24 protein-coding genes and 2 pseudogenes are annotated in these 21,737 nt (G+C 70.5%); 9 read left to right on the plus strand and 17 right to left on the minus strand.

Going from position 1 to position 21,737, the window contains the following annotated elements:
• Positions 1–26 precede the first annotated feature (26 nt).
• From BMY07_RS27075 to BMY07_RS27095, 5 genes are all read right to left on the minus strand, one after another.
• Positions 27–581, minus strand: a complete 555-nt coding sequence (locus BMY07_RS27075) for a carboxymuconolactone decarboxylase family protein (RefSeq protein WP_092784761.1) — start codon at positions 579–581, stop codon at positions 27–29.
• Entirely contained in the window at positions 578–919 is a 342-nt protein-coding gene (locus tag BMY07_RS27080; protein WP_342741561.1) for a helix-turn-helix domain-containing protein, read from the minus strand. Before BMY07_RS27080 ends, BMY07_RS27075 begins: the two co-directional genes overlap by 4 nt.
• 147 nt (positions 920–1,066) lie before the next feature.
• The gene (locus tag BMY07_RS27085; protein ID WP_092784764.1) at positions 1,067–2,356 is read right to left on the minus strand and encodes a copper resistance CopC/CopD family protein; all 1,290 of its coding nucleotides are present in this window, start codon (positions 2,354–2,356) and stop codon (positions 1,067–1,069) included.
• Complete coding sequence (locus BMY07_RS27090) at positions 2,353–2,856, minus strand: hypothetical protein (protein ID WP_092785167.1); 504 nt, start codon at positions 2,854–2,856, stop codon at positions 2,353–2,355. Before BMY07_RS27090 ends, BMY07_RS27085 begins: the two co-directional genes overlap by 4 nt.
• 77 nt (positions 2,857–2,933) lie before the next feature.
• Positions 2,934–3,800, minus strand: a complete 867-nt coding sequence (locus BMY07_RS27095) for an SDR family oxidoreductase (RefSeq protein WP_092784767.1) — start codon at positions 3,798–3,800, stop codon at positions 2,934–2,936.
• Between the two features lie 183 nt (positions 3,801–3,983).
• Here BMY07_RS27095 and BMY07_RS27100 point away from each other — a divergent pair, with 183 nt between their 5' ends.
• On the plus strand, positions 3,984–5,099 hold the full coding sequence (locus tag BMY07_RS27100; RefSeq protein ID WP_092784770.1) for a M4 family metallopeptidase: 1,116 nt from the start codon (positions 3,984–3,986) through the stop codon (positions 5,097–5,099).
• 74 nt (positions 5,100–5,173) lie between these two features.
• Here BMY07_RS27100 and BMY07_RS27105 read toward each other — a convergent pair whose 3' ends face one another.
• The 10 genes from BMY07_RS27105 to BMY07_RS27145 form a co-directional block, all read right to left on the minus strand.
• On the minus strand, positions 5,174–5,842 hold the full coding sequence (locus BMY07_RS27105; RefSeq protein WP_092784773.1) for a cation efflux transmembrane domain-containing protein: 669 nt from the start codon (positions 5,840–5,842) through the stop codon (positions 5,174–5,176).
• Positions 5,839–6,171, minus strand: a complete 333-nt coding sequence (cmtR, locus tag BMY07_RS27110) for a Cd(II)/Pb(II)-sensing metalloregulatory transcriptional regulator CmtR (protein WP_092784776.1) — start codon at positions 6,169–6,171, stop codon at positions 5,839–5,841. The genes BMY07_RS27105 and cmtR overlap by 4 nt, the downstream gene beginning before the upstream one ends.
• 82 nt (positions 6,172–6,253) lie before the next feature.
• Positions 6,254–8,773 carry a sensor histidine kinase gene (locus tag BMY07_RS27115; RefSeq protein ID WP_092785171.1) on the minus strand — a complete coding sequence of 840 codons (2,520 nt, stop codon included), beginning with the start codon at positions 8,771–8,773 and terminating at the stop codon, positions 6,254–6,256.
• 115 nt (positions 8,774–8,888) lie between these two features.
• Positions 8,889–9,431, minus strand: coding sequence for a potassium-transporting ATPase subunit C (locus tag BMY07_RS27120; RefSeq protein WP_092784779.1), 543 nt, complete (start codon positions 9,429–9,431; stop codon positions 8,889–8,891).
• A gap of 1 nt (position 9,432) precedes the next feature.
• Positions 9,433–11,472 (minus strand): potassium-transporting ATPase subunit KdpB, encoded by a 2,040-nt coding sequence (kdpB, locus tag BMY07_RS27125; RefSeq protein WP_092784782.1) that lies wholly within the window; start codon positions 11,470–11,472, stop codon positions 9,433–9,435.
• Positions 11,469–13,091: a potassium-transporting ATPase subunit KdpA gene (gene kdpA, locus BMY07_RS27130; protein WP_092784785.1), complete on the minus strand. Its 1,623-nt coding sequence runs from the start codon at positions 13,089–13,091 to the stop codon at positions 11,469–11,471. The genes kdpB and kdpA overlap by 4 nt, the downstream gene beginning before the upstream one ends.
• A complete protein-coding gene (gene kdpF / locus BMY07_RS27135) occupies positions 13,091–13,192 on the minus strand; it encodes a K(+)-transporting ATPase subunit F (protein WP_092784788.1) in 102 nt (33 codons plus the stop codon). The genes kdpA and kdpF overlap by 1 nt, the downstream gene beginning before the upstream one ends.
• Positions 13,189–13,344, minus strand: coding sequence for a hypothetical protein (locus BMY07_RS34575; RefSeq protein WP_177215797.1), 156 nt, complete (start codon positions 13,342–13,344; stop codon positions 13,189–13,191). The genes kdpF and BMY07_RS34575 overlap by 4 nt, the downstream gene beginning before the upstream one ends.
• Positions 13,345–13,507: 163 nt before the next feature.
• On the minus strand, positions 13,508–14,074 hold the full coding sequence (locus BMY07_RS27140) for a hypothetical protein (protein WP_143073663.1): 567 nt from the start codon (positions 14,072–14,074) through the stop codon (positions 13,508–13,510).
• A gap of 144 nt (positions 14,075–14,218) precedes the next feature.
• Positions 14,219–14,614, minus strand: a complete 396-nt coding sequence (locus BMY07_RS27145) for a RidA family protein (protein ID WP_177215826.1) — start codon at positions 14,612–14,614, stop codon at positions 14,219–14,221.
• Positions 14,615–14,704: 90 nt separating this feature from the next.
• On the opposite strand from BMY07_RS27145, the gene BMY07_RS27150 reads away from it, so the two are divergent.
• Complete coding sequence (locus BMY07_RS27150) at positions 14,705–15,670, plus strand: helix-turn-helix transcriptional regulator (RefSeq protein ID WP_092784794.1); 966 nt, start codon at positions 14,705–14,707, stop codon at positions 15,668–15,670.
• Between the two features lie 68 nt (positions 15,671–15,738).
• Here the strand turns inward: BMY07_RS27150 and BMY07_RS27155 are convergent.
• Both BMY07_RS27155 and BMY07_RS36100 read right to left on the minus strand, forming a co-directional pair.
• Positions 15,739–16,698, minus strand: a pseudogene (locus tag BMY07_RS27155) (chitinase); the annotation flags it as partial.
• Positions 16,699–16,890: 192 nt separating this feature from the next.
• Positions 16,891–17,271: pseudogene (locus tag BMY07_RS36100) on the minus strand (carbohydrate-binding protein); the annotation flags it as partial.
• A 414-nt stretch (positions 17,272–17,685) separates the two neighbouring features.
• On the opposite strand from BMY07_RS36100, the gene BMY07_RS27160 reads away from it, so the two are divergent.
• The 7 genes from BMY07_RS27160 (at position 17,686) to BMY07_RS27185 (ending at position 21,736) form a co-directional block, all read left to right on the plus strand.
• Positions 17,686–18,297 carry a M15 family metallopeptidase gene (locus BMY07_RS27160; RefSeq protein ID WP_092784800.1) on the plus strand — a complete coding sequence of 204 codons (612 nt, stop codon included), beginning with the start codon at positions 17,686–17,688 and terminating at the stop codon, positions 18,295–18,297.
• On the plus strand, positions 18,294–19,403 hold the full coding sequence (gene alr, locus BMY07_RS27165; RefSeq protein ID WP_092784803.1) for an alanine racemase: 1,110 nt from the start codon (positions 18,294–18,296) through the stop codon (positions 19,401–19,403). Before BMY07_RS27160 ends, alr begins: the two co-directional genes overlap by 4 nt.
• A 71-nt stretch (positions 19,404–19,474) precedes the next feature.
• Positions 19,475–20,431 carry a D-alanine--D-alanine ligase family protein gene (locus tag BMY07_RS27170; RefSeq protein WP_092784806.1) on the plus strand — a complete coding sequence of 319 codons (957 nt, stop codon included), beginning with the start codon at positions 19,475–19,477 and terminating at the stop codon, positions 20,429–20,431.
• A gap of 14 nt (positions 20,432–20,445) precedes the next feature.
• The gene (locus tag BMY07_RS27175) at positions 20,446–20,715 is read left to right on the plus strand and encodes a hypothetical protein (RefSeq protein WP_092784809.1); all 270 of its coding nucleotides are present in this window, start codon (positions 20,446–20,448) and stop codon (positions 20,713–20,715) included.
• Positions 20,684–21,136, plus strand: coding sequence for a hypothetical protein (locus BMY07_RS27180; RefSeq protein ID WP_245782688.1), 453 nt, complete (start codon positions 20,684–20,686; stop codon positions 21,134–21,136). Before BMY07_RS27175 ends, BMY07_RS27180 begins: the two co-directional genes overlap by 32 nt.
• The gene (locus tag BMY07_RS36275) at positions 21,121–21,300 is read left to right on the plus strand and encodes an ArsR/SmtB family transcription factor (RefSeq protein ID WP_425426359.1); all 180 of its coding nucleotides are present in this window, start codon (positions 21,121–21,123) and stop codon (positions 21,298–21,300) included. Before BMY07_RS27180 ends, BMY07_RS36275 begins: the two co-directional genes overlap by 16 nt.
• Before the next feature lie 49 nt (positions 21,301–21,349).
• Positions 21,350–21,736 (plus strand): ATP-binding cassette domain-containing protein, encoded by a 387-nt coding sequence (locus tag BMY07_RS27185; RefSeq protein ID WP_281245096.1) that lies wholly within the window; start codon positions 21,350–21,352, stop codon positions 21,734–21,736.
• The last annotated feature ends 1 nt before the right edge of the window (position 21,737 follow it).

A 21,737-nucleotide genomic window follows, 5' to 3' on the forward strand; every position in this document is an offset into this window, starting at 1 on the left:
CGCCCGCGAACCGGCGCCGTGTCCGACTACGGCGCCGGTTCCGGGGTCGGCGCGGCCAGGCCCAGGGTGGTGACCAGCCGGTTGATGAACGCGAACAGGGCGGCGCAGAACACGGCCTCCAGCAGTTCCTCCTGGGACCAGCCGCGGGCCGCCTCGGTCCACTCGGTGTCCACATCGGGCACTCCGGTGGTGACCTTCTCGGTCAACCGCAGCAGCGCGGCCGTCCGCTCGTCCACCGGCAGGTCCTCGATCCGGGTGCTGGAGGTGATCGCGTCCGCCAGTTCCGCGGAGCCGCCGAACTGCTGGAGGAACCAGCTGTGCGCGGCGGTGCAGTAGCCGCAGTCGTTGAGCCGGGAGGTCCACGCGGCGACGAGTTCCTTGGTGTCGCGGGGAAGCGCGCTGTCGGCGAAGACGTTGGTGTAGCCGCCGACCACGACCTCCAGCAGGTTGGGCGTGGTGGAGGCCAACCGGAACACGTCCGGCACGAACGGCAGGCCGGTCGCGGCGCGCACCCGCTCGTAGAGTGCGGCGACCCGGCCGGTCGCCTCGGTCTCGGGCACCATCGGCACGCGCTCGGTCATCGGTGTCCTCTCGCGGACTCGCGGTACTGGGTCGGGGACGCCCCGACGCAGGTCTTGAACCGGGCGCTGAACGTGCCCGGACTGCGGTAGCCGACCCTGGCGCTGATGTCGGCCACGTTGAGGGTCGTGGTCGCCAGCAGCCGTTTCGCCTCGGCGAAGCGCAGCGTGGACAGGAACCGCGCCGGGGACACACCGGTGTGCCGGTGGAACACCCGGCTGAAGTGGAACTTGCTGAACAGCGCGACCCTGGCCATGTCCTCGACTGTGAGCGACTGGGCGAGCCGCCCGCGCATGTCCTCGATGGCCCGCTCGACGGCGCGCACCGCCAGTTCGTCCAAGACCGCCCCTTGGTCGTGAAGGGTTCCGCACCGGGAGTTCGGGGGATGGGACTTCCACAGTGGACTGTCCGTCGGCGGGGTGAGCGGCCGACCGGTGTCGACGTTAGCACCGCGGGCGGGTGGGTGCCTTCGCCCTGAAAGGTGAATCTAGCCGGGAGTTCCGGTGGTGGCGACGACCGCGGCGATCCCGAGCACCGCCGCGGCGATGACCACCTCGGTGACCAACACGCGGCGCAGCGCCTCCGTGCGGACCCCGACCAAGGTCGTGCCACCCGCGATGCCCTCGCGTACCGCCACCCGGCAGCGGTCGGCCAACGCGAGCAGGACCACGAACCCGGCTGTCTTACCCAGCAACAGCACACCGTACGTACTGCTCCACAGGGCCTGCACCGAACCGAGGTACGAGGCCGTCATGAGCACACCGCTGAGCACGACGACCGCGACGGACACCTTGGCGATCGGCGAGAACCGGGTCAACGCGACCGCCATGTCCTCGTGCCCGGCCAACAGCGCCAGTTGCACCACGCCGCCGATCCAGACGGCCATCGCGCCGTAGTGCGACAGGTCGGCGAGCAGCGACACGAACATGACCTTCGTGGTGATGGCGTGCCCGGCGGCGGCGGAACTGAGCAGGACCACGAACCCGGCGATGATGGCGGTGTTGGTGTGCGCGGGTTTCTCGCGCCCCGCGTCGGTGCTCAGCATGCGGCGCGCGATCACCATCAGCACCACCGCGGCAATGACGCGGAGGATGAGCAGCTTGCCGTAGGCGGACTCCAGCGTGTTCGCGAGCAAGTCCGGGGCGAAGACACGGGACAAGCCGGCTCCGGTGACGTACGCGCCCTCTAGGCCCAACGCGAGCACTCCGGTCACCGTGATCACTACGCACCCGGCGCGGACAGCTCCCTGCCCTACGCTGTCTCGGGTCGGTCTACAGCACAGCAGGAAGACCAACCCGCCCGCGAGTGCCACACCGGCGTACCCGACCCACCGCACCACGCGGGTGAGGACGTCGACCGCGGTGTCGGTGCCGTCCGCGTTGGAGACAGCGCCACCGGCGTTCATCAGCGGTCCGTCGCCGACCACGAACGCGAACCCACCGCGGACCGGGTGCGAGTCGGTGGACACGACCGCGTAGTGCACCAGGTAGGTGCCATCGGGGAGGTCGGGCTCGAGCCGGATCGTCAGTTCCTCTGCGGTCGCGCCCTGGGTGACCCTGCCCTGGCTGACCACCTCGCCGTGCACGTCCTCCACCCGCAGCGCGTCCTTCTGCACGCCCACGTTCTCCGAGAGCCGGATGCTCACCTGGGTGGGCGGCGTGGTGAGCCGGGTGCCGTCGGCGGGGGAGGAGCCGAGGACGTCGACGTGCGCCGCGGCCGGGGGAGCGGCCAGGACCGCCCAGCAGAACAGGGCGGCGAGCAGTCCCGCGAGCCTCACGCCGCCGCTGCTCGCGCCCGCTGGTGCAGCATGACAGCGATCACCATCGGGATGGTGATGATGGTGTTGTAGAACAGGTGCAGCTCCACCCGGGGCACGATGAGCTGCACGATGCTGGTCGGCACCGCCGCCCCGCCCAGCCGCCAGCCGCTCTGCGCCTGCACGAACAGCAGCAGGTGCTCGATGTGGTGCCAGAACTGCAGCACCAGGGCCAGGTCCCACCACTGCCGCGCGCGCCCGCTGAACCCCTTGCGCAGCACGAACAGGCCGATCAGCATGATCAGCGCGTAGCCGTAGTGCAGCCACTCCGAGGAGATCAGCTTCGGGAACGGCAGCCCGAGCACGCCGCGCGCCTGCGCCGAGGACCAGCCGAATACGTAGATCTGCGCGGCCTGGGCCAGGTGCTCGACCCAGTGCGCGACGACCACCACCATGAAGACCAGCAGCGCGATCCGGTGTGGACGGTCGGTCGCCTGGTCCGGCACCTCGGTGACGGTCATGTCCACCCCATCCGCTCGCAGGTCGGTACCTGTCGACGATAACGGCGGCGGGGACCGCGGGGCTTATTCCGTCGTGCTCACTTCAGCAGGTGCGCGTAGCTGTCCGGATTCGCGCGCAGGAATTCGACGAGCGTCTGCGCGGGGCGTCCCGTGATCCGCTCGACGGTGTCGGAAACGGTAGCCAGTTCACCGGCGGCGATGGCCGTGTAAGAGGTCACCCAACCCGCGACCTCGAACTCGGGCGCGTTGTAGTGGGCGCGGGAGGCGTAGGCCTCGTCCTCGGTCTCTTCCACGTACCGGACCTCGCGCCCGGTGATGTCGGTGAGGATCTTGGCGCCCTCGGCGAAGGTAATGGCCTCTGGGCCGGTGACGTCGAGCACCTGACCGTCGTGCGCGGGGTCGACCAGCACCTCGGCGGCGACCGCGGCCACGTCGTCGAGCGCCACGACGCTGACCCTGCCGTCGCCCGCAGGACCCTGGATGACGCCGCCCGCGCCCGCCATGGCCGGGATCCCGGAGGCGTACATGCTGTCGCGCAGCACCACGAACGGCACCCCGGTGGCCTTGAGGTGCTGCTCGGTGTGCCAGTGGTCCTGGCCGAAGGTGAAGGTGCAGTCAGGCGCGGCCCCGAGGAACGACGTGTAGACGATCCTGCCCACCCCAGCGGCAACCGCGGCGTCGATGGCCGTGGTGTGCTCGTGGACGCGATTCGCCGCCTCACGCGCGGACACGAGCAGAAGCGTGTCCGCGCCTGTCAGGGCTGCCTGGAGCGCGGGCCCGTTGGCGTACTCGGCGCCCTGGACGTTGGTGGCGCCGGGGAGGTCAGGTAGGGCACTCGGGTCCCGCGCGAGCAGGTGCAGGGTGGTGCCCTTGTCGCTGAGCAGGCGGGCGACCCTACCGCCGATGTTTCCCGTCGCACCGGTCACCGCGATGATGGGGCTCATCCATCCTCCTCATGCTCGATGGGCACCAGCATGCCTGACCTGCGCGGATGCCGGTCGACCGGGGGTGTTTCAGTTGATTCCCGTTATTTCGGTGACGGGCTTTATAGCGCTGAACAGCGGCTGTGTCGCGGTCGGTAAACGGCGATTATCGGTGGTCCCTGCTTCTGCCGCGAGGAGTCCACTGTGAAACGCGCGTATTCCGTGCTGGGCGCATTGTTGTTGCTTCCGCTGATTCCCGTACCCGCCGCCGCCGAGGTCGGGTGGCTCGGTGGGGCTACCTCGACCGGGTGGTCGGCGGTGGCCGGGCCCGGTCCGGGGGCACGCTCGCCGGGGACCGCGAACGGGTACTACTACCCGAACGCGCCCATCTCGGTGCGGTTCGAGTCGGGCAAGTACTCGTTGAGCGACCCGAGCAGTGTGCTGTTCTGCGGCATCCAGGGCAACGGCCCGGTCACCAACGGCACCGGTGTGTTCGGCAACCGCTCCGGCACCGACCTGACCACCGCGTGCGCCGACGGGTACTACGCCGCGCAGCAGTTCGGCGGGATGCTGCGCGACTGGCTCGGGCGTGACGGCCTGGACGGCAAGGGCAAGTGGGCGCCGATGTTCGTCGGCATGACCGCCGTCAACGCGTACTGGAACGGCCACACCGCCAACTTCGGCCGCACCAAGGACGGCGCCAGGCAGTTGGTGAACCTGGAGATCGTCGCCCACGAGTTCGCCCACGGCGTCTTCCAGCACACCCCGGGCGGCTTCGACGGCGGCGCCCAGACCTACCAGCTCAACGAGGCCAGCAGCGACATCATGGGCGCCCTCACCGAGCACTACGCCAACAACCCCAACGACCCGCCCGACTACCTGGTGGCCAACGAGTCCAACCCCCTCGGCCGCGGCCCCGAACGCGTCATGTACCAACCCTCCCTAGGCCCCCGCGACGAACCCGACTGCTACCTCCCCAACATGAACTCCATAGAGGTCCACGACGGCGCGGGCCCCGCCAACCACTTCTTCTACCTACTGGCGGAAGGCTCAACACCGGCAGGTAAGCCCGCCAGCCCCATCTGCGCGGGAGGCCCACCTTCGGTGACAGGCATAGGAATCCGCGACGCAGGCAAGATCTGGATGCAGGCCCTCTTGCTCAAGAAGCCCTCTTGGACCTACACCGACGCCCGCACAGCCACCCTCAACGCCACCCGCCAGCTCTACCCCACCGACTGCCCCAAACTAACCACAGTCCGCAACGCCTGGAACGCCGTATCCGTCCCCGCCGGCACCGGTGAACCCACCTGCCTCACGTAAGCCCCACACCAACCCCGTGGTCGGCGTTCACTCCCCAGCGAGCGCCGACCACGACCCGTCCCCAGTCGCCGCGTTCAGCAGCAATGGTGACCGCGCCAAGCCTCGCGCCCTTCCCTGACCGCGACAGCGGCGATGATCAGAGCGACCAGCGGATCAGCCCAGGTCCAACCGAAGAGAGAGTTGAGCAGGAGCCCGATCAACAACGCAGCGGACAGGTAGGTGCACAGGAGCGTCTGCTTGGAGTCCGCGACGGCGCTGGCGGAGCCGAGTTCACGGCCCGCCCGTCGTTGGGCCGCGGACAGGAACGGCATGACCAGGAGTGACACCGCCGCCAGCGCGATCCCCACAGTGGAGTGGTCAGCGGCATCGGCCCCGACCAGGGCGCGCACGGACTCGACGGTCACGTAGGCGGCCAACGCGAAGAACGACACCGCGATGACCTTCAGCGCCGTCCGCTCCCGCGCCTCGGGACGCGCGCCCGAGAACTGCCAGGCCACGGCCGTTGCCGAGGCGACCTCGATGATGGAGTCCAGGCCGAAGCCGACGAGGGCGGTGGAGGAGGCGATCTTGCCCGCGGTGATCGCGATGACCGACTCGACCACGTTGTAGGTGATCGTCGCGGCCACCAGCAGTCGTACCCGGCGGGCGAGCGCCGCCCGTCGTTGAGGATCCGGGCCGGCCGCGGGGGCGCAGCACCCGTCCGAGCAGTTCGGGGCAGGAGTGGTCGACGGCTCGACGTTCACGTGCTCGCCCCGACTTCGTTGAGGCAGGGCTGGGTCGTGTCGACGGCGAGCACCACCTTGACCAACTCGCTCAACGCCCGCGCCAGGTGTTCGTCAGCCAGGGCGTAGTGGACCTGGCGGCCCTCGTAGGTGGCGACGACCAGTCCGCACCCCCGCAGGCAGGAGAGGTGGTTGGAGACGTTGGACCGAGTCAGGCCCAGGTGTTCGGCGAGCTGAGCGGGGTAGCTGATCCCGTCCACCAGGCCCACCAGGATTCGGCACCGGGTCGGATCCGCCAATGCCTTGCCCAGCCGGGCCAGCGCGTCCTCGCGCGTCTCACACTTCACCATGGCCGCGACTGTACAGCGGTGGCTGTATCGATCGTCAGAGGTGTCACCCGAGCCGACTGCCGTTGTTGGTGGGGAGTGGTGGTCACTGGGGTGCCACGGGCAGGGAGATCACGATGGTAAGGCCGCCGCCGGGGGTGTCTTCGGCGGTGAGGGTGCCGGTCATGGCTTCGGTGAAGCCCTTGGCGACGCTGAGGCCTAGGCCGGTGCCGGGGGTGTTGTCGCGGTCGCCCAGGCGTTGGAAGGGGGCGAAGACGGTGGTTGCGGTGTTCTTGGGGAGGCCGCGGCCGTGGTCGACGACGCGGAGTTCCACGCGGTCGCGGTAGGTGCTGGCGCGGATGGCGATCTCGGGTTCGTCGACTTCCCGGCGCGGGGTCAGGCGGCCGTGGCGCAGGGCGTTGTCGATGACGTTGGCCACGACGCGTTCCAGCAGGCCGATGTCGGCGACCACCGGCGGCAGGTGCTCAGGCACGTCCACCGCCAACAGGTCCCGCTCGTCAATGCCCGCCAACGCCCGAGCGACGGCCTCGTCATACGTGACCGCTCGCAGCTGCGGTGCGACCGCGCCGGTCGCCAGCCGGGAGGAGTCGAGCAGGTTGTCGATGAGCCCGGTCAGCCGGTCGGCGGAGATCTCCACTGTTTCCAGCAGGTCCGCGGTGTCCTGTTCGGACAGCACCAGGTCGGGCGTGCGCAGGCTGCCGACCGCGGCCTTGATGGACGTCAGCGGCGTGCGCAGGTCGTGCCCCACCGCCGAGAGCAGCGCGGTGCGCAGCTCGGTGGTCTCGGCCCGCCGCCGCGCCTGCTCGGTCTCGGTCGCCATCCGCTGCTGCCGCAACGCCACCAGTGCCTGCCCGGCGGCCGCCTCCACCGCGCGCTGATCACTGGCAGGTAGAGCACGCCCACGCAGGGCCAGCTGCACGTCCGCGGTCACCGGCACGTTCACGTCGGCGTCCTCGGGCTGATCACACGGCCGCGGACCGACGCACGCGACCCGACTCCACGCGCCGCCGCTGCGTTCGAGCAAGGCGACGGACTCCAGGCTGAAGTTCTCCCGCACCTCCTCCAACAGCCGCTCCAGCGGGTGCGGACTCGTCAGCACCGTCCGGGCATAAGAGGCCAGCAGCTCGGCCTCGGTGCGCGTCCGGGCGCCCTGCTCGGCCAACCGGGCCGCCCGGTCCACGACGAGCGCGACCAGGACCGCGACGATGAGCATCGCGATCAGCGTGACCAGGTTCTCCGGAGTGTTGACCGACAGGCTGTAGTACGGCTCGGTGAAGAAGAAGTTCAACAGCCCCGCCCCGAGCAGGGCAGCCCCGACCGCGGGCCCCAGCCCGCCCACCAGCGCGACGACCACCGTGGCCAGGAAGAACCCGATGAGGTCCGTGGAGAACGCCACCTCGCCGCGGGTGAGCAGCCCGATGCCGGTGACCGCGAACGGCAGGACCAGCGCCAACGCCCACCCCAGCAGCCTGCGCGACCCGGACAGCGCGTTGGTGCCGACCTTCCAGCGGCGGGCCCGGCGCGCCTGGTCGTGGGTGACCATGTGCACATCGATCGAGCCGGACTCCCGCACGACGGCCGAGCCGATGCCCTCGTCGAACGCCCGCGCCACCCTCGACCGCCGCGACGTGCCGAGCACGAGCTGGGTGGCGTTCACGCCCCTGGCGAAGTCCAGCAGCGCGCTCGGGACGTCGTCGCCGACCACGCTGTGGAAGGTCGCGCCCACGTCCTCGGTGGTCTTGCGGAACCTGGCCACCGACTCCGGGGACGGCCCGGCGAGACCGTCGCCGCGCATGACGTGCACGACCATCAGCTCCGCCCCGGCCCGCACGGCGATCCGCCGCGCCCGCCGGATGAGGGTCTCGCTCTCCGGGCCACCGGTGATGGAGACGACGACGCGCTCGCGCGCCTCCCAGGTGTCGGTGATGCGCTGCTCGGCGCGGTAGCGCTGCAACGCGACGTCGACCTGGTCGGCGACCCACAGCAGCGCCAGCTCGCGCAGCGCCGTCAGGTTCCCCACCCGGAAGTAGTTGCCCAGCGCCGCGTCGATCTTGTGGGCGGCGTAGACGTTGCCGTGCGCGAGCCGCCGTCGAAGCGCCTCCGGGGTGAGGTCGACCAGCTCGACCTGCTCGGCGCGGCGCACCACCGCGTCCGGCACGGTCTCCTGCTGCTCGACGCCGGTGATGCGCGCGACGACGTCGTTGAGCGACTCCAGGTGCTGCACGTTCACCGTCGACAGCACGTCGATCCCGGCGGCCAGCAGCTCCTCGACGTCCTGCCAGCGCTTCGCGTTGCGGGACCCCGGCACGTTGGTGTGCGCCAGCTCGTCGACCACGGCGACCTCGGGCGCGCGGGCCAGCAGCGCGTCGACGTCCATCTCCGCGAACTCACGACCCCGGTGGCGCACCTGGGCGCGGGGCAGCACCTCCAACCCGGCCACCAGCTGCGCGGTCTTCTCCCGACCGTGCGTCTCGACCAGGCCGACCACCACGTCGGTGCCGCGTTCCCGGCGCCGGTGCGCCTCCCCGAGCATCGCGAAGGTCTTGCCGACGCCGGGCGCCGCGCCCAGGTAGATCCGCAGTTCGCCGCGGTTGCGCTCGTCCATCTCGTCCACTCCCACGGCACCCGTTCACACAGCGCTGATCCACACAGCGCTGATTCGCACAGCACCGGTCGCGCGGCACCGTTCGCGCAGTGCTGATCCACACAGCGGCATGCTGTTACCTGGCGGCGTCCAGCGCCCGGTTGAGCGCGGTCACGTTGACCCCCGGCTCGCCCAGGAACCCGGCACCGCGGCCGTCCGTGTTGCCGGCGACGAGCTCCCGCACCCGATCCTCCGACATGCCGTTCGCCCTGGCCACCCGCGGTACCTGCACCAGCGCGTAGGCGTCGCTGATGTGCGGGTCGAGCCCCGAGGCCGACGCGGTGACGGCGTCCTGCGGCACCTGGTCCTCCGGCACGCCTTCGCGCTGCGCGATCTCGGCCCGGCGCTGCGCGACGACCGCGTCGTAGGCCTCGTTCAGCTCGCCCTTGTTGGAGCCGCCGGAGGCCGGGAGCGTCACCGCGGACGGACGGGTGTGGAACCACTGGTCGCCCTCGCGGTCGATGCCGACCAGCGTGGTGTCCACGGCCTCGGCGTTGGCGTGTAGCCCCTCGATCCGGGACACCGCCCACACCGCGGCCGGGTACAGGATGCCGGTGATGAGGGTGAGCACGAGCAGGACGCGCAGTCCCGCGAGTGCCTGCTTGCCGAAGGTGGTCATGTCAGCCGATCCCGGGGATGAGTCGCACGAGCAGGTCGATGAGCCAGATTCCAGCGAACGGGGTGACGATGCCCCCGAGACCATAGATCAGCAGGTTGCGCCGCAGCAGCGCCGAGGCGCTGGCGGGCTTGTACCGGACGCCGCGCAGGGCGAGCGGGATGAGCACCACGATGATCAGCGCGTTGAAGACCACCGCCGACAGGATCGCCGAGTTGGGGGAGTGCAGTCCCATGACGTTCAGCCCGCCGAGCTGCGGGTGGATCGCGGCGAACATGGCCGGGAGGATCGCGAAGTACTTGGCCAGGTCGTTGGCGACGCTGAAGGTGGTCAGCGCGCCGCGGGTGATCAGCAGCTGCTTGCCGATCTCCACGATCTCGATCAACTTGGTCGGGTCGGAGTCCAGGTCGACCATGTTCCCGGCCTCCTTCGCGGCCGAGGTGCCGGTGTTCATCGCGACGCCGACGTCGGACTGGGCCAGGGCGGGGGCGTCGTTGGTGCCGTCGCCGGTCATCGCGACCAGCTTGCCGCCCTCCTGCTCCGCGCGGATCAGGGCCATCTTGTCCTCGGGCTTGGCCTCGGCGAGGTAGTCGTCCACCCCGGCCTCGGCCGCGATCGCCTTCGCCGTCAGCGGGTTGTCGCCGGTGACCATGACCGTGCGGATGCCCATCGCGCGCAGTTCGGCGAACCGCTCCCTCATGCCCGGTTTGACCACATCGGACAACCGGATCACGCCCAGAACGGCATCGTTGTCCGCCACCACCAGCGGTGTGCCGCCCTGGGCGCTGATCTCGTCGACCACCCGGCGGGTCTCCCCGGTGAGGACGAACCCGCTCGCGGCGCCCTTGCGGATCCTGCGGTCACCGAGGTCGATGCCGCTCGTCCTGGTCTGCGCGGTGAACGGGACGAACTCGCCGGTCTTCTCCCGGTCGGTCGGCTCGGCGGACCGGCCGTACTCGGTCACCGCGAGGTCGACGATGCTGCGGCCCTCCGGCGTGCCGTCGGCCAGCGACGACAGCCGAGCCGCGTCGACCAGGTCGTCCAGGGACGCCCCGCCGACCGGGATGAACCCGGTCGCGCGGCGGTTGCCCCAGGTGATGGTGCCGGTCTTGTCCAGCAGCAGGGTGTCGATGTCGCCAGCGGCCTCGACCGCCTTGCCGGAGGTCGCGAGGACGTTGCGCTGCACCAGCCGGTCCATGCCCGCGATGCCGATGGCCGAGAGCAGCGCGCCGATCGTGGTCGGGATCAGGCAGACCAGCAGCGCGGTCAGCACGATCACCGACTGCTGCCCGCCGGAGAAGACCGCGAACGGCTGCAGCGCCACCACCGCGAGCAGGAAGATGATCGTCAGTGTGGACAGCAGGATCGTCAGCGCGATCTCGTTCGGCGTCTTCTGCCGCTCGGCGCCCTCCACCAGCGCGATCATCCGGTCCACGAAGGACTCGCCCGGCTTGGTGGTGATCTTGACGATGATCCGGTCGGACAGCACCGTGGTACCGCCGGTCACCGCCGAGCGGTCGCCGCCGGACTCGCGGATCACCGGGGCCGACTCGCCGGTGATCGCGGACTCGTCGACCGTGGCGATCCCCTCGACCACGTCGCCGTCGCCGGGGATCACCTCTCCGGCCTCGACCACGACGAGGTCGCCGATCCTCAGCTCGGTCCCGGGCACCGTCTCGCCGGTGGTGAGGCGTGCGACGGCGTCCTTCTTGGTCTTGCGCAGCGACTCGGCCTGGGCCTTGCCGCGCCCCTCGGCGACCGCCTCGGCCAGGTTCGCGAACAGCACGGTCGCCCACAGCCACACCGCCACCGCGATCGTGAACACGCTCGGGTCGCCGATGGCGAACACCGTGACCAGGATCGACCCGACCCAGACCACGAACATGACCGGGTTGCGCAGCTGGTGGCGCGGGTGGAACTTGCGCAGCGCGTCGGGGAAGGAGACCAGCAGTTGCCGGGGGTTGAAGATGCCTGGCGAGACCTGCCTGCCCGGGATGGGGGTCTGGCGGGTCTGCTCGGGAGTCCGCTGGGTCGTCGTGGTCATAGCAGGGCCTCCGCGATGGGACCGAGGGCGAGAGCGGGGATGAAGGTGAGCGCCGCGACCAGCACGATCGCCCCGGTCAGCAGGGTCGCGAACAGCGGACCCGTGGTGGGCAGCGTGCCCGCGGTCACCGGGACCTTCTTCTGCCTGGCCAGCGACCCGGCCAGGCACAGCACCGCGATGATGGGGAGGAACCGGCCCAGCGCCATGCAGACGCCCAGCGACGCCTGGAACCAGTCGCCGGTGACCGTGATGCCCGCGAACGCGCTGCCGTTGTTGTTCGACGCCGACGCGTAGGCGTAGAGGATCTCGGAGAGCCCATGCGGGCCGGGGTTGTTGAGCGCGCCTTGAGTGCTGGGCAGGATCGCCGCGATACCGGCGCCGATCAGCACCACCGTGGGCATCGCGAGGATCGAGACCGCGGCCGCGGTGACCTCGCGGCGACCCAGCTTCTTGCCCAGGTACTCCGGGGTGCGCCCGACCATGAGCCCGGCCAGGAACATCGCGATGATCGCCATGACCAGGATGCTGTAGAGGCCGGTGCCGACGCCGCCCGGTGTCATCTCGCCGAACAGCATGTTCAGCAGCGTGCCGCCGCCACCCAGTCCGGTGAAGCTGTCGTGCATCGCGTTGACCGCGCCGGTGGAGGTGGCCGTGGTGGTGTCCGCGAACAGCGCGCTCGACGGGATGCCGAACCGGGTTTCCTTGCCCTCCAACGGACGCAGGCCGTTCGCCTCGGCGGTCCAGATCACCGCGAGCATCGCCGACCACAGCACGCCCATGACGCCGAGCAGGACGTGACCCTGCTTGCGGTTGCCGACCATCGTGCCGAAGGTGCGGGTCAGGCAGACCGGGATGAGCAGGATCAGGAAGATCTCGACCAGGTTCGACCAGCCGTTGGGGTTCTCGAAGGGGTGCGCCGAGTTCGCGTTCAGGACGCCGCCGCCGTTGGTGCCGAGTTCCTTGATCGCCTCCTGCGACGCCACCGGCGCCGTCGCGACCGTGTGACCGTCCACGGTGACGCCCGACTTCAGGCTCATCACGACACCCGTGGCCACGAGCACGATCGCGAAGAGGGTCGCCACCGGCAGCAGGATCCGGAGGGTGCCCCGGACCAGGTCGACCCAGAAGTTGCCCAGCCGGTCGGTCTGGTCGCGGGTGAAGCCGCGCACCAACGCGACCGCGACCGCCATGCCGACCGCGCCGGACACGAAGTTCTGCACCGTGAGCCCCGCCATCTGCACGGTGTGGCCCATGACGGCCTCGGGGACGTAGGACTGCCAGTTCGTGTTGGTCACGAAGCTGATCGCGGTGTTGAACGCCATACCCGGCGGGACGTTGCCGCGGCCGAAGTCGAACGGCAGCACCGACTGGACGCGTTGCAGGATGATCAGCAGGACCACGCCGACGAACGAGAACCCGATCACGGCCTGGGCGTAGGTGCCCCACCGCTGCTCGGAACCCGGGTCGACCCGCGCGGTGCGGTAGATCGCACGCTCCACCCGCGAGTGCGTGGTCCCGGTGTAGACCCTGGCCATGTAGTCGCCGAACGGCCGGTACACCACGGCCAGGGCGACCAGCAGGAAGCCGACCTGGAGCAGGCCCGCGGCGGTCGAGGACATCAGAACTTCTCCGGCCTGATCAGCGCGACGAACAGGTACCCGATCAACACCAGGGCGAGCACGCCACCGACGGCGTTCGCCACCACACCCGTGCCGCTCACAACTTCTCCAGACCGCGCACCGTCAACGCCAGCAGCAGGAACACACCGATCAGCAGCAACGCGTAGGCAAGATCCGCCACGGCGCGCTCCCTTCCGACCTCGAGCGACCCACCCGATGGACCGCGACGCCGGAAGAGTGCACGCCGAACCACCCCGTCCGGCGCTGCCTGACGCGTCCTTGACGCCCCCGACCAGGTCCTTTACGCGACGTTGACGCCCGTGCGACCTGGCTCTCACCCACGCCGGGGTGATCCGACTACCGAACGTGAGGGGCGTGTGCGCGGGTGCGGTGCCCGCGGGTCGAAGCGGGGGAGTTCAGGACCGGCCCGGTGCCTCGGGCTTGGCAGTGCGGCTCTTGACCAGCTGCCGGGCGATCTCGTCGAGCGCGTCGTCGACGATCGCGGGCACTCGGTCCGCGTCGAGGAGTCCGTACAGGGGCGGCACGAGTGTCCGAATGGCCCCGGTCACGGTCCTGATGCGACGGGTCCCCATGGCCTCGCCCGCCTCGGTGAAGGTGCGCAGCCCGTTGAAGCGGACCGTCGAGCCGGTGACCTCCGTGGCGGTGAGCGAGATCAGGAAGTACGACCGCGACCGGCGCCGCGGCCGCTCCACGATCAGCCTGCGCGAGGTGATCCGGTAGCGGTTCGACCGGGATCGCCTGGTGACCACGGCGTGCAGTGCCCGCACCACGAGCAGGCCGGTGTAGGCGAGCACGACCCACTTCAGCCACGGCGGCGCCGGGCTGAGGTAGACCAGAGCCCCCGAGCAGGCGAACAGCAGGGCGTAGCCCAACAGCACCACGTCGACAGCGGAGAACCCGGGTGCCTTCACCGTCGAGCCCTCCCACAGCAGGCGCTCATCCGAGGACAGTTCGATCGGCACGGACCAGAGGTTATCGATCAAATCCGGCTGCCGTGGGGACTTGGTCCAGCTGCCACCGATTGGCCCAGGGGCCGGGGGCACGCACCCTGGCTGGGCGGGTTCCCCCCGGCTCCTGGGGTCAACCGGTGTAGGCCGAACGCGGTATCAGGCCACGGCGGTTGCCTCGAGTTCGACCATCAGGGTGGGGAGGGCCAAGCGGGTCACGCCGAGCAGGGTGGTGGGCGGTGCTACTCCGGCGGCGCCCAGCTTGGCCGCCAGGATGCCGTAGTGCTGGAAGAGGAGGTCCACGTCGGTGGTGTAGACGGTGAGGCGGATCAGGTTGGCGAGGGACATGTCCGCCTCGCCGAGGACGGCCTCTAGGTTGCCGAGGCTCAGCGCCACCTGGGAGGCCATGTCGCCGTCGTGCTGGGGTGTGCCCTCGGCGCTGGTCGCGGTCTGCCCCGCGCAGTACAGCGTCCTCGTGTGCCCGGAGACGATCTCGCCCTGGTTGAACCCCATTGCCGCCGACCAGGTCACCGGGTTGACGGCCGTTCGCCGCACTGCCATGTCGAGCTCCATTCAGCTGGGTGTGCGCCGAGCCTGCCAAGTAATCACGACATCCTGTGTCATGTATTCCGGTAACCTCAGGCCGTGCGCGCCGACCGGTTGGTCTCGATCGTGCTGTTGCTGCGCCGGCACGATCGGCTCTCCGCGCCCGCGCTGGCCCGGGAACTGGAGGTGTCCACCCGCACCGTGCTGCGCGACATCGAGGCGCTCTCCGCGGCGGGGGTCCCGGTCTACGCCGAACGCGGCAGGCACGGCGGGTTCGCGCTGCTGCCCGGCTTCCGGACCGAGCTCACCGACCTGAGCCACGACGAGGCGCTCGCCCTGCTGATCGCCGGATCGCGGCGCGGCACACAGGTGTTCGGGCTCGGGTCGGCGCTCGCCTCGGCCATGCGCAAGGTGGTCGACGCACTACCCGAGGGCAACCGGGCCACCGCGGCGGGAGCGGTCCAACGGCTGCTCGTCGACCCGGCGACCGACCTGCTCTCTCGCGGGCAGGCGGGCGAGGAAGTGCCCGACCCGATCGCGGCCGAGGTCCGGCGCGCGGTGTTCGCCGGGCACAAGCTGCGCATCCATTACGCGGCAGCGGATCAGGCCCCGAAGTGGCGCACTGTGGACCCGATCGGTCTGGTCACCGTGCGCGGTTTGGGCTACCTGTTGGCGACCAGGGACGGCGCCGACCGGACCTACCGGCTGTCCAGAATCCTTGCCGCCGAGGCACTCGCCGAACCCGCGCAACGGCCGGACCGGGTCGACCTGGACCGAGCATGGCAGGAACGCGGCACACGGTTCCGCGCCGGTGGCGATCAGGTCGTCGTGCTGGCCCGCGTGAACCCGACCCGGCGGGAAGACCTGGTGGGGACTGCTCTCGCCGTCCTCGCCGAAGAGGCCGATGTGGACGGCTGGCTCCGACTGGAAGTGTCCTTTCAGGACGCCAGGCACGCGGAGTGGGCGCTGTGGCAGCTCGGGACGAACGCGGAAGCCCTTACCCCGCAATGGCTGCGAATCTCGCTGCACGACCGCGCCGCCGCGATCGTGGCCCGCTACGGATGACCTACAGCGCAGAGCCCGCCCGGCCACTCAGGTGTGTGGCCGGACGGGCTCCGTGGTCGTGACCGGGGTCAGCGACCCTGCAGCGACTTCACGTTATCGCCGAAGGACCAGTTCTTCGACCCGTCCCAGTTCAGCGACCAGGTCATCAGACCCTTGAGGTTGCCGCCGAAGCTGTTCCACGCCTGGGACACCAGCGCGGGGGACATGTAGCCGCCACCGGCACCCGGCTGCGCGGGCAGGCCGGGGACCTGCTTGTCGTAGGGGACCTTGATGGTGGTGCCCTGGATGACCAGGCCCTGGTTCAGGCACTCGGTCTGCTTGACGAAGCCCTGCACGGTCGCCGCCTGGTAGGAGTCGCCGCTGCAGCCGTACATGCTCCCGTTGTAGTACTGCATGTTGAGCCACCAGAGCCTGCCGTTGTCCGCGTACTTCTTGATGACCGGCAGGTACGCGCCCCAGATGGAGCCGTAGGTGACGCTGCCGCCGGTGACGTAGGCGGTCTCCGGGGCCATGGTCAGGCCGAAGTTCGACGGCATCTGGGCCAGCACGCCGTCGATGATGCGGATCAGGTTGGCCTGCGAGGCGGACAGGGTGTTGATGTTGCCCGCGCCCGCGAGGCCGGTCTCGATGTCGATGTCGATGCCGTCGAAGTTGTACTTCTTCAGGATCGGCACGATGGTGGCGACGAACTTGTCGGCGACGGTGGCCGAGTTCAGGTCGATGCCCGCGGTCGCGCCGCCGATCGACATGAGGATCGTCTGGCCCTGCGCCTTGGCCGCGCACATCTCGGCGGGCGTGGCGACCTTGACGGTGCTGTCCATGCCGTCTTCCCACAGCGCGGTGCCGTCGGAGCGGATCACCGGGAACGCGGCGTTGAGCACGTTGTAGCCGTGCTGCCGGATCACCGGGTTCGAGACGGTCGTCCAGCCGAACGGCGGGTGCACGCCGTTGGAGGCGCCGTCCCAGTTCTCCCAGTAGCCGACGAGGACCTTGCCCGCGGGCTTCGACTTCACCGCGCAGGTCTCGCCACCGGGGTCGGTGGTCGTCGTTGTCGTCGGCGGAGTGGTCGTCGTGGTGGTAGTGGTCGTCGGCGGGGTCGTGGTCGTGGTGGTAGTGGTGGTCGTCGTCGGCCGCGTGGTCGTCGTTGTGGTCGTGGTGGGGCGGGTGGTCGACGTGGGCGGGTTGCCGTCGCAGGCACCCAGGTCCGACCACAGCGACTGCCCGGCGACCGGGTTCCATCCGGCGCCCGGCCACGCGGTGTGCGTGACCTTGGCGCTGTAGGTCCGGCTCAGGTACGTCACCCTGGTGCCCGAGGTGTAGGTGTTGCCCTCGGCCCACGCCGGGGCGTCACACGCCGCGAGGGCGTTCGCCGCCGATGCCTGCCCGGTACCCGCCACGGCGAGCGTCGTCCCCACGACAATGGTAATACTGGCAACCATCGCGATCCCTATTCTCTGGGATCTCATCAATCTCGATGGCAAAGAAAAGTTCCACATACAGTGATTATCATGAAACTTCCAGTCAATGTCCATACTCGCGCACGCCAACGACACTCCGCCGCATGATCCGAACGGCGCTGGGAAGGGTTCCCGGCTGAACATCTCCTGTTCACGGCCATGTTATGGCCATGATCCGGGAATGCGGCCGACGAATCGTGATCTAGCGGAGCCCGGCCAGGAAAGGCAATGCCACCCGGGCCGATGACGGGTACGAACCGCCCCGGGTTTGGCGCAGACTCCTGCCCTTGGGTGGTTGGGGCGATGGTACGAGTTCCGACATCCGGCGGCGCCGCGGCCTGTTTGACGAGCACTTGACAGGTGTTCCCGGAATGGCGATCGATTCGATTGTCGAGATAGTCGACGGTCGATGGGACCGGCCGCGCGGTTCGCTGTGGACGGTCGGGGGTGGTTGGGCGGGTTCGGCCGATCGGCTGGTCGTGGGTCGGCCGATCGGTCAGTGACCGGGTACTTCCGGCCGAGTCCCCGGCCAGGTCGGCGTTCCTAGCATCTGGCGGCATGGCGATCCTGCTCTCCGACCCGGTCGTCCACGCCGTGCGCGTGGTCGACAACGGCGAACCGCTGGTACCCCTGCCCTTCGCGCCCGAGGTGCTGGTCCGGGCGGGCCTGGCGCGCAGGCTCGTGCTGGCCGGGGCCACGCTGCCCGCCGGTGTGGGGCTGCGGGTGGTCGACGGCCACCGGTCCGTTGTGGACCAGCGGGCGATCATCGACGACTACACGCGCGAGCTGCGCACCCTGCACCCGGACGCCGACGAGGTGGAGCTGAGGCGGCTCTCCAGCAGGTTCGTCGCGCCGGTCGCCGTCGCGCCGCACGTGGCCGGGGCCGCGGTCGACCTGACGCTGGTCGACCGCGCGGGCGCGGACCTGTGGCTGGGGACGCGGATCGATGAGACCCCGGAGCAGAGCGCGGGGGCGTGCTACCTCCACGCCGAGGTCGACGCCGAGGCGCGGCGGAACAGGACGCTGCTCGCGGACGTGCTCGGCGGCGTAGGCCTGGTCAACTACCCGACCGAGTGGTGGCACTGGTCGTACGGCGACCGCTACTGGGCGTTGATGACGGGCGCCGCGCACGCCCTGTACGGCCCGGTCGACGCCCCGGTGACCGTGTGAGCGCGCCCGCCCGCGCGGCTGTGCGCACTGCTCCCACGCTGGCCGTCGACCTGTCCGCCGTCGCCGAGAACACGCGCCGGTTCGTGCGTGCCGTGCCCGGGGAGGTCATGGCGGTCGTGAAGGCGGACGGCTTCGGTCACGGGCTCGCCGCCGTGGCCAGGACGGCGGTGGCCAACGGCGCGACGTGGCTCGGGGTCACCTCCCTGGCCGAGGGTGTCGCCGTGCGCGCGGCCGGGGTGAATGAGCCGGTGCTGAGCTGGCTGAATCCGGTCGAGGTGGAAGTGGCGGCCGCGGCCCGGCACCGGATCGACCTCGCGGTGCCGAGCCTGCGGCACCTTGACGCCATCGCCGCCGCCCAACACCACGTGCGCATCCACCTGCAATTGGACACCGGGATGGCTCGCGACGGCGCCGCGCCGGACGAGTGGGCCTCGCTGATGGCCGCCGCTCGACGGGCCGAGGTGGCCGGTCGGGTCACGGTCGTGGGGATCATGGGGCACCTGGCGATGGCCGCGTGGCCCGGTCATCCGGCCAACTCGCGCGGTACCGAGGAGTTCCTGCGCGGGGTCGCCATGGCTGAGCGGTCCGGACTGCGTCCCGCGGTGCGACACCTGGCCGCGACCGCCGCGACGCTCACCCTGCCCTCCGCGCACCTGGACATGGTCCGGATCGGCGCCGGGCTGGTGGGCATCGACCCGTCCGACAGCGCGTCCCTACGGCGGGCACTGCGGCTCACCACGCCGGTCGCGCAGGTCAGACGGGTCGAGGCGGGGGTCGGCATCGGGTACGGCCACACGCGGGTGACCTGCCGTCCCACCACCCTGGCGCTGCTCCCGCTCGGGTACGCGGACGGCCTGCCGCGATCAGCGTCGGGTCGGGCGCAGGTGCTGGTCGCGGGCAGGCGGTGCCCGGTCGTCGGCGTGATCTCGATGGACCAGACCGTGGTGGACGTGGGCGAGTGCCCGGTGGAGCCGGGCGACGAGGCAGTGGTGTTCGGCCCCGGCGACGGTGAGCCGACGGTGGACGAGTGGGCGGCGTGGGCGGGGACCATCCCGCACGAGATCGTGACCGGCATCGGCTCCCGGGTGAGCCGGAGCGTCCGGTGACAAACCGCGACAGTGCCGTGGGTCGTCGGGTGTCTTTCGCGGAAGGCGTGGGGGAGCGGGGTGCTGGGGCGATGACCGAGCGGGTCAGGGTGGCTGTGGTCGGGGGTGGGCAGAGTGCCGAGCACGAGGTGTCCCGGGCTTCCGCGGCGTCCGTGGTGCGGGCGCTCGACGCGGTGAAGTACGAGGCGGTGGCGTTCACGGTCGGCCGGGACGGGGTCTGGTGCGATGCCGAGGGGCGCCCGTTCGGCGCGTCGCAGGTGGCCAGCCTCGCGGGGGCGCTGCACGCGTTGTCCACGTGCGAGGTCGCGCTGCCGCTGCTGCACGGTCCGCTGGGCGAGGACGGTGCGATGGCGGCGTTGTTCGAGCTGGCGGGCCTGCGGTACGTGGGTTCGCCGCCGCGGGCCGGGGCGCTCGCCATGGACAAGTGGGCGACGAAGCTGGTGGCCGAGGCGGTGGGCGTGCGCACGGCGCCGGGCAGGCTGGTGACGGCCGCGGACACGGTGGTCTTCGAGCGGCCGGTGGTCGTGAAGCCGGTCGCCGCCGGGTCGAGCTTCGGGGTCCGGCTCGTGCGCGCCGAGGCCGAGCTGCGGCCCGCCCTGCTGGCGGCCTTCGAGCACGACGACCGGGTGCTGGTGGAGCACGTGGTGACCGGCCGGGAGATCGACATCGCGGTCCTCGACGACCCCTCGGGAACCCCGCGGACCGGGCCACCGCTGGAGATCCTCATCGACGGCCCGCTGTTCGACACCGCCACCAAGTACGACGGCGACGCGACGTTCGTGGTCCCGGCACACCTGTCCGCAGGCGAGTCGACGGCCCTGGCGGACGCCGCGCTGCGCGTCTACACCGCCCTCGGCTGCCGAGGCATCGCCCGCGTCGACTTCTTCCTGACCGCGGACGGCCCCGTGCTCAACGAGGTCAACACGATGCCGGGCATGACCGAGGCCTCCCAGCTCCCCAAGATGTTCGCCGCCGCCGGACTGTCCTATCCAGACCTCCTCGACCACCTGATCCGGGCGGCCGGGTAGGGCACACTGGCCGGGTGATCCGCATCCACCTGGATTCCCGGACGCTGGAGCGGACCCGAATCGCGATCAGTCCGCTCAGCGAGGCCATCGCCTCGGTGGAACTGTTGCACCGGTGCGGATCCCGCGCGCCGTGGCCGTACACCGCGTGGGCCGAGCGGGCTTGGGCCGTGCTGCGCGCGAACCCGCTGGTCGCGCCGCTGCGTGTCCACCTCGAACTGTCGGAGGTGGGGCGGGGGGCACTGGCCCGGCGGCGTGCCCGACTTCCTGGTGCCCTACCAGTGTGATCGGGCGCGGTCGTTCGCCGCCCTCGCCGACGCGCACGCGGAGTTCTGGCGGCTGGTGATCGCGCCGCACTGGCCGAGGATGCGGATGGCGCTGGGCGAGGAGGTGCTGCTGCGGGCACGGTCCCTCGCCACGGTCGGCCCCGAGTCCCTGCCCAAGCCCGAGGAGTCCCACCTGGTCGCCGCCGACCAGCGCCTACTCCTGCTGCCCCTCATCTTCGCCGCCGACCGCGTCAGCTGCCCCACCGACCACCCCCACACCCTCCGCCTCGCCTACCAAGCCCGCGGCGGCGCCCTACTGGCCGGAACCACCCCACCCCCACCGAACCAGACCGCCTCATCCCCCTGGTCGGCTCCCGCCGAGCCCGAATCCTCCGCGCCCTGGAAACCCCAACCACCACCACCGCCCTGGCCGCCGCCCTAGCCCTGGCCCCCAGCACCGTCTCCGAACACCTCACCGCCCTCGTATCCGCAGGCATAGCCCACCGCCGCAGATCAGGCAAAACCGTCCTATACACCCTGGAACCAGCCGGAGAAGTCCTGTTCGCCCTATTCGAGACGACCGCGCCTCCACCTGAGCTGGGCTGAGTTTCACCCCTCGGCCCGCCACGCGGGATCTCGCGCCGCACGGCTCGCACTGTGTGGGACCACGGATCCGGCCAAGGCGCTCACCGCGTCGGCGGCGGCCGAACTGCCGGAAGACCTGCTCGACGGTGGCGCGAACCTCTCCGGCGGCCAGCGGCAGCGCGTCGCCCTCGCCCGGGCACTGGCCGCGGCGCCGCCCGTCCTCGTGCTGAGCGATCCGCTGTCCGCACTCGACGCCGTCACCGAGGACCAGGTCGCCGCGAGCTTCACCGCGCTGCGTCGTCAGGAAGGCGGCGCGACGCTCGTGCTGACCACCTCCCCCCAGCTTCTCGCCCGCTGCGACCAGGTAGTGCACATTGCCGACGACGGGACCGTACGGACCGCAAGCCACACACGGCTGATGAACGTGCCCGAGTACGCCTCGGCGGTGTCACGATGAG

The organism is Actinokineospora terrae, from assembly GCF_900111175.1.
GTDB classification, from domain to species: Bacteria; Actinomycetota; Actinomycetes; order Mycobacteriales; family Pseudonocardiaceae; genus Actinokineospora; species Actinokineospora terrae.

What these genes read in the sequence shown, in the direction of transcription:
- BMY07_RS27075 (WP_092784761.1), bottom strand. Translation starts at nt 581, where the DNA reads ATGACCGAGCGCGTGCCGATGGTGCCCGAGACCGAGGCGACCGGCCGG.
- BMY07_RS27090 (WP_092785167.1), bottom strand. Translation starts at nt 2,856, where the DNA reads ATGACCGTCACCGAGGTGCCGGACCAGGCGACCGACCGTCCACACCGG.
- BMY07_RS27095 (WP_092784767.1), bottom strand. Translation starts at nt 3,800, where the DNA reads ATGAGCCCCATCATCGCGGTGACCGGTGCGACGGGAAACATCGGCGGT.
- cmtR (WP_092784776.1), bottom strand. Translation starts at nt 6,171, where the DNA reads ATGGTGAAGTGTGAGACGCGCGAGGACGCGCTGGCCCGGCTGGGCAAG.
- BMY07_RS27115 (WP_092785171.1), bottom strand. Translation starts at nt 8,773, where the DNA reads ATGGACGAGCGCAACCGCGGCGAACTGCGGATCTACCTGGGCGCGGCG.
- BMY07_RS27120 (WP_092784779.1), bottom strand. Translation starts at nt 9,431, where the DNA reads ATGACCACCTTCGGCAAGCAGGCACTCGCGGGACTGCGCGTCCTGCTC.
- kdpB (WP_092784782.1), bottom strand. Translation starts at nt 11,472, where the DNA reads ATGACCACGACGACCCAGCGGACTCCCGAGCAGACCCGCCAGACCCCC.
- kdpA (WP_092784785.1), bottom strand. Translation starts at nt 13,091, where the DNA reads ATGTCCTCGACCGCCGCGGGCCTGCTCCAGGTCGGCTTCCTGCTGGTC.
- BMY07_RS27160 (WP_092784800.1), top strand. Translation starts at nt 17,686, where the DNA reads ATGGCGATCCTGCTCTCCGACCCGGTCGTCCACGCCGTGCGCGTGGTC.
- BMY07_RS27170 (WP_092784806.1), top strand. Translation starts at nt 19,475, where the DNA reads ATGACCGAGCGGGTCAGGGTGGCTGTGGTCGGGGGTGGGCAGAGTGCC.